Below are 11,845 nucleotides of genomic sequence, written 5' to 3'. Positions count from 1 at the left end.
TCAGGGCCTCCACTCAAGAATTTGCAGGCTGGGTTTGAGCACCACGGTAATGCCCTGTGTCGCAGCCAGAGGGGTATGGGTGCCGCGCAACGGGTCGTGCACCGTCCCGGCCTTGATCCGCGGGAAGTTCAGGGTGGTGCCGTTGGCGCTCCACAGCATCAGCAGCTTGCTGCCGTCTGGCTTGAGCCAGGGGATGGCGTAGAGGTCATCGGGCAGGTTGCTGACGCCGGGCGGGTCATCGGGGATCAGGTTCGGGCCGGTGACGTCGAGGAAGTTCTTCAGCGCGGTATAGACCGGCTTCGGGTTGCCCGCCAGGTCCAGCAGGCCGTAGCCCTGGTCCCGGGCGCTGGCGCGGGTGTCGAGGTCACTCAAGTTAAACAGGAAGATGCGCTGGAAATCCATGGCGGCCATCAACGCCAGGCGGCGCAGGGTGAAGTCGGCCTGACCATTGACGCCAATGATTGCCTGCATTTCCTTGGGTCCGGCATAGCTGGACCAGCCCCACTCGGTGGCCCACACCTGTTGCACGCCATTGTTGTGCAGCAGTTCGTTCATGGCCCCGGCGCGGACCAGAAAGTCGCGGTCCGGCGGCGAATCGCCTTCGGGAAATTCCGAATAAGGGTGGTAGGCGGCGACGATGTTCTGCGAGCCGAGACCGCCATCGACCAGGGTTTGCAGCATATAGCCCGGCGTGCTGTGCATCTGGCTGTAGTAGGCCATGCCGGCGGTGACGATGGTGGTTTCCGGCACCGCAGTGCGCAGAGCGGCGGCGCTGGTGGTGAGCAGGCGGCCGTAGGCGGCGGGATTTTCCTTGGGCAGCCAGACGATATTCGGCTCGTTCCATACCTGCCAGTTGCCGACCTGCGGATAACGCTTGGCCAGGGCGACCATGCGCGAGGCGAACACGTTGTAGTCCTTGGGCGGGTACTGGTCGCGGCTGGCCGCCTTGGCCGGGGCACTGCTGGCAAAGGGCGCCGAGCCGACCAGATAGGCCAGGGTGTGGTAATTGTGTTTGGCGGCCTCGGTCATGGCGGCGTCAAGGTCGGTGAGGTCGTATTGCCCCTCTTTGGGTTCGATGATCGGCCAGTGGATGGTCTGGCGTACCCAGGTCAATCCAAGCCTGTCGAGCTGTTCCATTTGCAGGCGATAGATGTCTGCGGGGAAATACTGGAACTGCACGTTGACCCCGAGAAAGTCTTTCCAGGCGATGGGGCGCGGGCCTTTGAGCACGGTTTCGGCATCGGCGCTGCTGATACCCAGGAACAGCAGGGCGACGGCCATCAGGCCATTTCGCCAGCTATTGGCCTGGTGTGGTGTCGAGTTCTGCGGTGTCGAATTCTGTGGGAGCGAATTCATTCGCGAAGAGGCCGGTACATCCGACGCATTTGTGTCGTTTGTTACACCGCTTTCGCGAATGAATTCGCTCCCACAGAGTGCCGCGAATTGTGCGACGCGGTCTGTCAGGTCAACCGCGTCAGGGCATTCGCGGGCAAGCCTCGCTCCCTCAGGGCCGCCATGGTTCAGCAGGAGATCGCGATACCCTTCCATCAGTTATCCCCCTCGCAAGCCAGCTCAAACAATTGGCGAAAACGTTCCGCCGTACGGCTCCACACCCGTTCTTTGGCCAGGCTGGCGGCGCGGTCGGCCCAGGTGCGGGCCAGTTCCGGGTTGGCGCACAGGGTGCTCAGGGCCTGGGACAGCGCATTGACATCGCCTTGGGGAAAGATCATGCCGTTGCCGTGGGCGACTTCTTCGGCGAAGGAGCGGGCATCGGAGGTAATCGCCCCGCGCCCGCAGGCCACCGCCCAGGACAGCGCGCCACTGGTGCCGCGCAGCTTGCCCAGCAGCTTGAGTTTGCTCGACTCGCGGTACGGCAGCACCATCACATGATGGGCCTGGATGGTCGGCGCGATATGTTCGGCGGGCAGGTCGAGCTGCCAGTCGATCGAGCCGCTCAGGCCCAATTGGCCGATGCGCTCGCGCAATTCGTCGAGGTAGCTGCCGGAGGGGCCGAAGGCCATTTCCGGTTCGCTGCCCCCGGCCAGGGTCAGGCGCACCCGCTCACGCAGGGCGGGCTGCGCGCTGATGCAGTCGGCCAGGGCGTCGAGCAGGTCTTCGATGCCTTTGCCGCGATAGATAAAGCCGAAATACAGCAGGCGCAGGGGCTCCAGCGGTGGCAGGGGCAGGGGGGCGATGTCGAGATTGCCATGGGGGATCACCGCCATCTGCGCCTGGGCCAGGCCCATGCGTTCGCGCAATGCGGCACTGCCGGCGTGGGTCAGGGTGACCAGCCGGGTCATGCCTCGGGCCACCTGACGTTCTTCATGCAGGCACAACGGGTCACTGAGCACTGTGGCGACTTGGGGCAGCGGCGATGGCAGTTTGCCCGCTATGGACAGCGGCCAGGGCAGGCTGGCGCGACGCCAGACCAGCCGTTCCGGATCGTGCACCGTGGCCGTCAGCGGCAAGTGCGCAAAGCGCTGGCGCAACGCGCGCAGGGCATGGAACTCAGCCAGACGCCCGCCACCGAGTTCGGCATGGACCAGGTCGATGCCTTGCCAGTGGATCTGCGCCACATGGCGTTCGGCCTCGTGCGGGTCGTTGCCGATCCCGGCCAGGGGCGTGCTGATCTGCACCCCGAGCTTTTGCAGGGCCAGCTTGAGATGCCCGGCATAGTCGGCGATGCCGTTCTGTTCCGGTGGCAGCGGAGCGAGCAGGGCAATGTGCATATCACCCCCGGCGGAAACGGTTGAAGTAGTTGAGAACGCGCTCCGGCACTTCGAAGCGACGAAGATTGAGGACAACGCCATCGACGCGTTTGAACGCGGTATTGAGGGTGTTCAGGGCGATTTCCAGGGCTGGCACCGTGGTTTTTTCTGCGCGAATGACCAGGATGATTACGTCGGCTTCACGCAGCAGGACGAAGGCTTCCTGATTGCTGAAGAAGCTTGCCGCGTCGATCAGCAGGATCTCGCCGGGGGCTGCCGGGCCAGGGCCTTCAGTGCGGACCTGGTGGCCGTGGTCTTCGAACAGCGTGCGCATGTGTTCGATGACAAAGCTCACGCCATCGCCGTGGTTCAGCGAGGTCATGCCCACCGCCAGTCCGCGCTCGGGCACCTGGCCCAGCGGCAGAATGCCGTATAGCCGGTAGAGGCTGGCGGTGAAAGCGCTGTTGCGTTGCGGTTGGCTGCCCTTGACGTCGGGCAGGGTGCTCCACACCGACACGCCGAAGCGGCTCTCGATCTTGTCGCCGTCATGGATACGCTGGTCGAGCAGGTAGAAGAAGTACATCGCCAGTAAGCCGATGGCCAGGCTCAAGGGGAACGCCAGCACCACCATCAGCATGCTTTTCGGGAAGACCCGGCTGGGGTTGAGGGTGGCCTCTTCGATAATGGCGATGTTGCTGATCTGGCTCTTGTCCAGTTCACGGTCGATGCGGGCTTTTTCCAGGCTGTCGGTGTACAGGGCGTAGCTTTTTTCCGTGGCGCTGAGTTCGCTTTGCAGACGCGACAGCTCGGGCTCAAGGCTCAGGGCCAGTTGCCGGTCTTTCTCCAGTTGCGCCAGTTGCAGGTTCTGTTGTGTCAGTTGCGTCTGCAGGCGGGCGTAGCTGGTCTGTTGGTCGGCCAGTACGTTCTGCATACGGTTGTAAATCGGGTTGGGAGTGATGTTTTCCGTGCGCTGCACGGTGGCTTCTTCTTTGTTCAGCAGCGCCCTGAGGTTCTTGATTTCTTCGTTCAGGGCCAATACCGGCGGTGCCTGTTCCTTGAAGGAACGCAGCAGCTCCTGACGTTCGACTTCCTTGCCGTTGATGCGATTTTGCAGGTCCTGACGGTTAGGGTTTAGGGCCAGTTCGCGACCGGCAGAAACCGTTTTCGATTGTTTGCCCAGTTGTTGCTGGAGCATGTCCAGGCCGGCCTTGGTCGAGGCGATGGCGCGGATGGTGTTGTTGCGTTCGGTGCGCAGGTCGTTCAGGCCCTGGGAGGTATCGGCCAGGCGCTGACTGATGCTCACGGCGCCGAGCTGGTTCAGATAGCCCTGGATCTGCTGCTTGTGATCGACGATTTCGGCCTGGCTGTCCTTGACCTCGGCTTCGTAGAAGGCATACAGGCTGACCCGGCCCAGGGTCTGGGTGCGCTGGATCTGATATTGCTCGACCCAGGTGCGCAGCACGGTCTGGGCGACCACCGGATCATTCCAGACGAAACGCAGTTCCATCACCGCCGATCCCGGATCGTGATTGACCTTGAAGTTCTTCTCCAGATCTTCGGCCATGTGGTCTTCCGGCGAGCGCTTTTCCACCAGACCGATCAGTTGCAGGAAGCCGTGGCCGATGTCCAGCACGGAGCCGATGGCGTCCTTGATCAGGCGTTTGGTCGAGGCGAGAAAGCCCGTCTGTTGCGGCACCTGGGACAGCTCGGTGAGGTACTTCTCGGCCACCGTACGCATGATCGGGCGCCCGGTGAGCATGCGTTCTTCGTCGAGGATCGGGTCGCGCTGGGCGCTGGGGATGACGATGGCCTGGCGGTCGGAGAACTCGATCGGCACGGTGCTGCTGTCACGGCCGGGCTTGACCAGCAGCAGCGCCGTGGACTCGTAGCGGCTGGGCAGGAGGAAGGCGCCAAGCAGAATGATGATGAAGGACACCAGTACCGTTGCCTTGATTTCATCCTTGAAGATAAAAAACAGGCGCAACAGGTCGCGGAATGAACGGATATTAATCATGTCTGAGTCCCTGACTTATTGGCCGCTGCTGCGCAAGTTGTAATTCACACCGAAGCCCAGCGATTTGGCGAAGGGGATCAGCTGATTGAAATACAGGTCCACGCCTGCCGCCTTGTTGCCCACCGAGGACTTGGGCACGAACACCACATCGCCACGTTGCAGCAGCACTGGGGCCGTGGGGCCGCCGGCCGTACCTGCCCAGAGCAGCTTGCTGTAGTCGAAGAAGTAGGTTTTGTAGAGGCCGTTGTCTTCCTGACGCAGCAGGGCGACCAGGCTGGCGTCGGCATCCGGGGAGACGCCACCGGCGCCCATCAGCGCCTGCTCCAGAGTGGTGGCAACCGTGGTGGGCAGGGCCACCGGGTTACGCACGGCGCCGCCGATAAACACCGTGTTGCTCGGCGTCTGGGTGATATTGATGGTCAGGGCGGTCTCGCGATAGACGTGTTGCAAGCGGTCTTCAAGACCGGCAATCAACTGCGGCACGGTCAGGCCCGCCGCAGGCACCGAACCGATATAGGGGTAGGAAAAGGTGCCGTCATTGAGCACCTGGAACAGGGTCAGCTCATAGATGGAGTTTGCGGTGAACGCCGAGATCGACGGCGCCTCGCCGGTATTGCGCACGATCCGTAACGTGTCACCGGGACGGATACGCGTCGGTGGCAGGGGCTTGCCCGCCAGGGCACGACCGGCTTCCTGCCCGGCTTTGATCACTGCATCGTCCTCGGGCACGCCAATGCGCGCCGGGGTGTTGCAGGCACTGAGCATCAGCATCGCCAGTGTCAGCCCTACAGGCAACAAAATGCCCCTTGCTCTGTCATGCATGATTACCACTCCCTGTCGGGTAAAACATCATGTCGGCAGTTACGTTGCAGCGTGTTGCAATAAAACGCCCGGATACGTGCCAATGCGACAGGCCTCGGCCCGTCAGACCCGTATCCGGGCAGAAAACCCCGTCAGGTCTTGGCCGCCTCGGCAGGCACACGGCCGTAGATATCGGTAAAGCGCACGATGTCGTCCTCGCCCAGGTACTCGCCGCTCTGCACTTCGATCATCACCAGGTCGATCACCCCCGGATTGACCAGGCGATGGGTATGGCCGGGTTTGATAAAGGTCGATTCGTTGGTGTCGAGCATGAATTCGCGCTCGCCATTGGTGACCTGAGCCATGCCGCTGACCACGATCCAGTGTTCGCTGCGATGGTGGTGCATTTGCAGTGACAGCGAGCCTTGCGGGCGCACGACAATGCGTTTGATCTTGAAGCGTTTGCCTTCCTCGAGCACGGTGTAGGTGCCCCACGGCCGGGTCACGGTGCGGTGCAGGCGATAGGCGTCGTGGCCCTGGCGCTTGAGTTCCTGGGCGATCAGCTTGACCTCCTGGCTGCGCTTGCCGTCGGCAATCAGCAGCGCATCGGGGGTGTCGATGATGATCAGGTCGTCCAGGCCGATGGCGCCGACCAAGCGTTTGGAGTCGATGTAGCAGTTGCTGACGTCGTACAGCACGGTTTGGCCATTGCACTGGTTGCCATTGGCATCGGCCGGGACCAGTTCGCGCAGGGCCTGCCAGGAGCCGATATCGCTCCAGCCCAGTTGGCAGGGAATCACCGCGACTTTCTGCGAGCGTTCCATCAATGCGTAGTCAATGGAAATGTCTTCGGCCAGGGCAAAGGTGTCGCTGTCCAGCTCGATCTGCAGTTCGCGCTGGCCCTGTTTGGTCGCGCTATTGCTCAGGCAGGTGTCCACGGCGGCCAGTACTGTTGGGGCGTGCTCGCTCAGTTCACGCAGCAGCACATCGGCGCGCATGCAGAACATCCCGGCATTCCATAGATGCAGGCCGCCATCCAGATAGCTTTGCGCGGTGGCGGCGTCAGGTTTTTCGACAAAGCGCGCCACCTGATGGCCGTTATGGGCCAGCGCCGGGCCCTGTTCGATATAGCCGAAGCCGGTCTCGGCCTTGGTCGGGCGGATGCCAAAGGTTACCAGCCAGCCCTGATCCGCCAGGGCGCGGGCGTCCTGTACGGCCTGGGTGAAGGCGGGCAGGTCGCTGATCAGGTGGTCGGCGGGCAGGATCAGCAATTGCGCGTCGTCACCGTACAGGCGGGAGACGTGCAGGGCCGCCGCGGCAACGGCCGGCGCGGTGTTGCGGCCAAAGGGTTCGAGGATGAAGTCCAGCTGGCAGCGGCCTTTGTTGAGCGTGCGGTAGTCGTCCATCGTGCGGAAATACACTTCACGATTGGTCACGGTCAGCAACCGGTCGACGCCGGGCAGGCCGGTGGCGCGCAAGAAGGTTTTTTGCAGCAGGCTTTCGCCATCGGGAAGACGCATGAACGGCTTGGGCATGGCTTCCCGCGAGACTGGCCAGAGTCGGGTGCCGGAGCCGCCGGCGATGATGCAGGGGATGAGAGTACTCATCAGTAGGCCTCGCGAGTGAAGAGCACTGCCGGAACAGTGCGCAGAAGGATGTATATATCGAACCAGACGGACCAGTTTTCGATGTACTCAAGATCGAACTCCACGCGTTTCTCGATCTTCTCCACGGTGTCTGTTTCACCACGGTAGCCATTGATCTGGGCCAGGCCGGTAATGCCTGGCTTGACTCGATGGCGTGACGTGTACTCCTTCACCGCTTCCTCAAACAGAATCCCGGCCGCCTTGGTGGCGGTGGCGTGAGGGCGTGGGCCGACCATGGACATGCTGCCGGCGACCACGTTGAACAACTGGGGCAGTTCATCCAGGCTGGTCTTGCGGATAAAGCGGCCGACCCGGGTAACCCTGGCGTCGCCACGGGTGGTCTGTTTCTCCGCAGTCGCATCGGCCTGGTGCTGATGCATCGAGCGGAATTTGCACACCTGAATCAGGCGGTTGTTGTAGCCATAGCGCTTCTGCCGGAACAGCACGGGGCCGGGGGAGTCCAGCTTGATTGCCAGGGCCACCACCAACATGATCGGCGACAACAGCAGCAGCGCCAGGGATGAAAACACAATGTCCTCAGCGCGCTTGAAGAACGGCGACCAGCCGCTCAGTGGCATGTCCGAAGCATTGAACATCGGTAGCTTGGCGACTTCGGTGATGCGGTTGTGGGCATGGCGGAAGGCGATCATGTCCGGCACCAGCAGCACGTTAACCGGCAGCCGCCGCAGTTCGCGGATGATGTAGTCCATGCGGTTTTCCGCAGTCCAGGGCAGGGCCACCAGTACCTGGGTGACTTTCTCTTCGCGAATCAGCCGTTCCAGATCACTGGAGTTGCCCAGCATCGGCAGATTGGCCACGGTTTTGGGCAAACGGCCGATACGGTCGTCAATGAAACCCGAGACGCCGGAGCGGATGTCCTGGTTTTCCAGCATGTATTCGGCCAGGCGCTGACCGTTTTCCGTGGCGCCGAGAATCACCGCGTTCTGCAGGAAAAAGCCCTTTTTCATCTGATGCTTGAAAATGGCCAGCATGCCGACGCGCTCGACGTAGAAAAGCCCCAGGCTGGCGATGAACCAGACCACCAGTTGGTCAGGAGTGATGAAGATGAACAAGTTCAGGGCCTGGTGCATGAACAGCAGCATGACAAAGGCCGCCGACCAGGCAATCAGGATCAGGCGCAGGCGCAGGGCGTTGCTGAATACGGCTTCGGAGTACAGCCCAAGGGCCTGGAACAGCAGGACGCAGACAAAGCCGAAAAATGTCAGGGTGAAGTAGTAGGTGTCCGGGGGCGTGGCTGTGTTGGCGTCATGCCAGAGTGCGAGAATCAGCAGGCCCGGGACCAGTGCTGTGATGCCGTGCATCAAGCGCACGCCGAAGAGGAAGTATTCGATCAGGCTGGTACGTGTGAGCAAAAGACTGTCAACAGGTTGCAACCGCATAATGCTCCCCCCACTGCTTCGATCCATGAATGGCGCCGGGTGCCAGCTCCCGGAATCCAGACGCACGCATCAACTAAAGTCAATAAAATGACTATTTTTACGATTTTGTTAAATGTAGACGTTATTTTGTCGTGTCGAGTGTTTTTGCAGATTAATTTTTACGTGTGTTGTCAGGAAATTAATATTTGCGCCAAGGTACTAATGACTTAGTGAGTAGGAGTTTTCCACTCAGACAGCGGGAAAAGGCACTCAAACGGGTGTCTGGCTTGAGTAAAGCTGATGGAACAGCATCTGTCACATGGCTGGACGGATGAAGTGGATCCCGTTTTCATGATGGCCCAATGATTGCGGGGATTACTTTTTTCGTTGTATGGCTTTTTTCATGGCGGCTGCGGTCCACATCGCAAGCAACGGATTCTCCAGAGGGAGCGGTAATGAGCGAGCGCAGGGCAATTCTGATTCTTCACGGTAAACAATCCCTCAACGAAGAGGTGCGCGAGGCGGTCAACGCCAAGCGCAAGCAAGGTTGGGATATCGATGTACGCCTGACATGGGAGGGCGGCGACGCTCAGCGTCTGGTGGCTGAGGCCCTGGCTGCCGGGCATCGGCACATCATTGCCGGCGGCGGCGACGGCACGTTGCGCGATATCGCCGAAGCCATGGCCGGGTCAGAAGCGTCGATGGTGGCGATGCCGCTGGGTACGGCCAACGACTTTGCCCGTTCAGCCGGTCTTGGCCTGCTGCCAAAATCAGCGCTGGACCTGCTAGATGCGCCGGTTCACAGCGTCGATCTGGGGGCGGTAGACGGTAATCTGTTTCTGAATATGGCGACCGGCGGGTTCGGTAGTCAGGTGACCGCCAATACCTCTGAGGATCTGAAGAAGGTGCTGGGGGGCGCGGCCTATCTGTTTACCGGTCTGTCACGTTTCAGCGAGTTGCGCGCCGTTCATGGTGAGCTGAGCGGCCCGGACTTTCACTGGAGTGGCGAGTTATTGGCACTGGGTATCGGCAATGGCCGTCAAGCCGGTGGCGGGCATGTGCTTTGCCCTACAGCGCTGATCGATGATGGCCTGCTGGACGTCAGTATTCTGCCTGCGCCCAAGGAACTGGTCGGCACCCTCAAGGGGCTGCTGGAAGGCGGCCTCGGGTTGGACAATATGTTCGTCCGGGCGCGATTGCCCTGGGTCGAGTTGAAGTCGGAGCAGGGGCTGGATATCAATCTCGACGGCGAGCCGCTGTCCGGTGAGCATTTACGCTTTGAAGTACGCAGCGGGGCGTTGCGCATGCATTTGCCGAACCATTCGCCGTTATTGAAGCGGCATGCGCAGCAACAACACATCGCTCCCTGAATCGATGTCGACCCGTAGGACCGGCTTTAGCCGGAAGGGCAATCTCGCGGCTGAAGCCGCTCCTACGGTTTGCTGAGGAACTATCTGACCACTCAATCATCCAGACTGATGATCTGTTCACGCACGCAGAACAGTACCAACCCGGCAACGTCGTAGATCTGCAGGCGTTTCATGATCTGCGAGCGGTGGGTTTCCACGGTCTTGATGCTCAAGCCCAGGCCGCTGGCGATTTCCCGGGTGGATTTGCCGCGCACGATCAGGCGCAGGATTTCCAGCTGGCGACCGGTCAGGTTGTGGTTTTCGATGGCTTCAGGCTTGTTTGCCTGCACGCTGGTCAGGGCCTGGTTGATCACCGTGTGGGCGATGGCCGGGCTCAGGTAGCGCTCGCCGTTGCGCAGGGCTTCGAGGGCCTGTTCCAGCTCAGTGGCGGTGGCATCCTTGAGCAGGTAGCCGTGGGCGCCCATCTCCAGAGCGCGCATGATCAGATCCGGCTCGGTGTGCATCGACAGGATCAGCACCTTGCTGTCAGGCAGCACGCCGCGAAGTTTTTCCAGGGCATCGAGACCGTTGGTATCGCGCATGGAGATGTCCAGCAGGATGATGTCCGGTTGCAGTGTCAGTGCCAGCTCCGAGAGCTGACTGCCGTCGGCCGCTTCGCCGATCACCGCGTAGCCAGGGATATCCGCTACCAGGGCGCGCACGCCGGCCCTGATCAGCGAATGGTCGTCGATCAATAGCAAATTGCAGGTCATGTTGGCTTCTTGTTCGTGTGGGCTCTTTCATGGGCGCGTGGTGCCCAGGGGAACAGCACGTTGATCTGCGTGCCACGGCCGGGCTCGCTGTGCACCGACCAGGTGCCACCCAGCAGCGCGACGCGCTCGGCCATTCCGGCCATGCCGCGCTGGCCTTGCTGGCCGGGATTGGGCGCCGGGTCGAAGCCCAGGCCATCATCGGTCACCAGCAGGGTCAGGCCCTCGGGCAGACGTTGCAGGCGTACCAGCAGGTTCTTGGCATGGGCGTGGCGCAGCATATTGGTCACTGCTTCCTGGGTGATGCGAAAGGCCGCAATCGACATCTCTTCGGGAATTCCCGCCAGACGCTGATGGCATTCCAGGCTCCAGTGCACCTGGCTGTCGGCCAGGGTGCGCAGCAGATGGGCGCGCAGGCTGGCTTCAAGGCCCAGGCTGGCCAGCTGCCGCGGGTTGAGGATGGCCGACAGGTCGCGGACCTTTTCCAGGGTCTCGTCCAGGGTATTGGTAAGCTGAATGCTGTAGGTGCACAACTCTTCAGGCAGGCGCCGTTGCAGCCATTCGCACTGCATCTTGGCGGCGGTGAGCATCTGGCCGATATCGTCGTGCAGTTCGCGGCTGAGCCGGTGACGCTCGGTTTCCTGCACTTCGAGCATGCGGTCGGCCAGCTCCTGAGGCTGGAATTTGATCGAGTGGTCGGTGCGTAATTGGCTATGCAGGATGCTGGCAAGGGCGGCCAGGTTGAGCAGCAGCAGGCTCACTGGAAACTCTGAAGATGTCAGATAAAGCGCGATATTGCCTGCAATAGAACCGATACACAGGACAGCTGTGAGCCAGCGGGAGTTTTTCGTACTGAGCGGCCAAAGCCTTGAATATCGGGTGCTGACGTGCATAGCGGCTGGAGCCATCGGGTGGTCACTGCGGATAACCTGAATCAATCATTTCAGGTCAATGTCAGTCGCTGTGTCTTGGCACAGTTTCCGGAAAGCCGTGATCAATTCTCGGGTCGTGATATTACCTCAATGTTGCAACAATTCATCATATGATCGTATTAAATAAGACTATCAGTTAATCCGCCAAGCATTATCGAGAACTTATCTTGTCCGGCTGATCAAAAGTTTTGGTTCACTGCTATTGTTTTGAGTGGGCTAGATTCAGCCCGACTTATCGATATGTCT

The 11,845-nt window shown here is 60.9% G+C and carries 9 protein-coding genes; 1 reads left to right on the top strand and 8 read right to left on the bottom strand.

What is annotated here, in order from left to right; all coding sequences use genetic code 11:
- From M2401_RS05935 to M2401_RS05910, 6 genes are all read right to left on the bottom strand, one after another.
- On the bottom strand, positions 1-1,281 hold the full coding sequence (locus tag M2401_RS05935) for a beta-galactosidase (protein ID WP_259100838.1): 1,281 nt from the start codon (positions 1,279-1,281) through the stop codon (positions 1-3).
- 266 nt (positions 1,282-1,547) lie between these two features.
- Positions 1,548-2,729, bottom strand: coding sequence for a glycosyltransferase (locus M2401_RS05930; RefSeq protein WP_259100665.1), 1,182 nt, complete (start codon positions 2,727-2,729; stop codon positions 1,548-1,550).
- Position 2,730: 1 nt separating this feature from the next.
- On the bottom strand, positions 2,731-4,722 hold the full coding sequence (locus tag M2401_RS05925; protein WP_259100664.1) for an exopolysaccharide transport family protein: 1,992 nt from the start codon (positions 4,720-4,722) through the stop codon (positions 2,731-2,733).
- Positions 4,723-4,737: 15 nt separating this feature from the next.
- Positions 4,738-5,544 (bottom strand): polysaccharide biosynthesis/export family protein, encoded by an 807-nt coding sequence (locus tag M2401_RS05920; RefSeq protein WP_259100663.1) that lies wholly within the window; start codon positions 5,542-5,544, stop codon positions 4,738-4,740.
- A 131-nt stretch (positions 5,545-5,675) separates the two neighbouring features.
- Positions 5,676-7,130, bottom strand: coding sequence for a mannose-1-phosphate guanylyltransferase/mannose-6-phosphate isomerase (locus tag M2401_RS05915; RefSeq protein WP_259100661.1), 1,455 nt, complete (start codon positions 7,128-7,130; stop codon positions 5,676-5,678).
- On the bottom strand, positions 7,130-8,569 hold the full coding sequence (locus M2401_RS05910) for an undecaprenyl-phosphate glucose phosphotransferase (RefSeq protein WP_259100659.1): 1,440 nt from the start codon (positions 8,567-8,569) through the stop codon (positions 7,130-7,132). The genes M2401_RS05915 and M2401_RS05910 overlap by 1 nt, the downstream gene beginning before the upstream one ends.
- A 434-nt stretch (positions 8,570-9,003) precedes the next feature.
- On the opposite strand from M2401_RS05910, the gene yegS reads away from it, so the two are divergent.
- Entirely contained in the window at positions 9,004-9,918 is a 915-nt protein-coding gene (gene yegS / locus M2401_RS05905; RefSeq protein ID WP_259100657.1) for a lipid kinase YegS, read from the top strand.
- Between the two features lie 92 nt (positions 9,919-10,010).
- Here the strand turns inward: yegS and M2401_RS05900 are convergent, their stop codons facing one another.
- Both M2401_RS05900 and M2401_RS05895 read right to left on the bottom strand, forming a co-directional pair.
- The gene (locus M2401_RS05900) at positions 10,011-10,670 is read right to left on the bottom strand and encodes a response regulator transcription factor (protein ID WP_259100655.1); all 660 of its coding nucleotides are present in this window, start codon (positions 10,668-10,670) and stop codon (positions 10,011-10,013) included.
- Positions 10,667-11,560, bottom strand: a complete 894-nt coding sequence (locus M2401_RS05895; protein WP_259100836.1) for a sensor histidine kinase — start codon at positions 11,558-11,560, stop codon at positions 10,667-10,669. Before M2401_RS05895 ends, M2401_RS05900 begins: the two co-directional genes overlap by 4 nt.
- Positions 11,561-11,845 lie beyond the last annotated feature (285 nt).

Source organism: Pseudomonas sp. JUb42 (assembly GCF_024807945.1).
Taxonomy (GTDB): Bacteria; Pseudomonadota; Gammaproteobacteria; order Pseudomonadales; family Pseudomonadaceae; genus Aquipseudomonas.
Note: the sequence above shows the minus strand (reverse complement) of the source record. Positions and strands in the feature narration are given on the sequence as shown.

What these genes read in the sequence shown, in the direction of transcription:
- M2401_RS05935 (WP_259100838.1), bottom strand. Translation starts at nt 1,281, where the DNA reads ATGGCCGTCGCCCTGCTGTTCCTGGGTATCAGCAGCGCCGATGCCGAA.
- M2401_RS05930 (WP_259100665.1), bottom strand. Translation starts at nt 2,729, where the DNA reads ATGCACATTGCCCTGCTCGCTCCGCTGCCACCGGAACAGAACGGCATC.
- M2401_RS05925 (WP_259100664.1), bottom strand. Translation starts at nt 4,722, where the DNA reads ATGATTAATATCCGTTCATTCCGCGACCTGTTGCGCCTGTTTTTTATC.
- M2401_RS05920 (WP_259100663.1), bottom strand. Translation starts at nt 5,544, where the DNA reads ATGCATGACAGAGCAAGGGGCATTTTGTTGCCTGTAGGGCTGACACTG.
- M2401_RS05915 (WP_259100661.1), bottom strand. Translation starts at nt 7,130, where the DNA reads ATGAGTACTCTCATCCCCTGCATCATCGCCGGCGGCTCCGGCACCCGA.
- M2401_RS05910 (WP_259100659.1), bottom strand. Translation starts at nt 8,569, where the DNA reads ATGCGGTTGCAACCTGTTGACAGTCTTTTGCTCACACGTACCAGCCTG.
- yegS (WP_259100657.1), top strand. Translation starts at nt 9,004, where the DNA reads ATGAGCGAGCGCAGGGCAATTCTGATTCTTCACGGTAAACAATCCCTC.
- M2401_RS05900 (WP_259100655.1), bottom strand. Translation starts at nt 10,670, where the DNA reads ATGACCTGCAATTTGCTATTGATCGACGACCATTCGCTGATCAGGGCC.
- M2401_RS05895 (WP_259100836.1), bottom strand. Translation starts at nt 11,560, where the DNA reads ATGCACGTCAGCACCCGATATTCAAGGCTTTGGCCGCTCAGTACGAAA.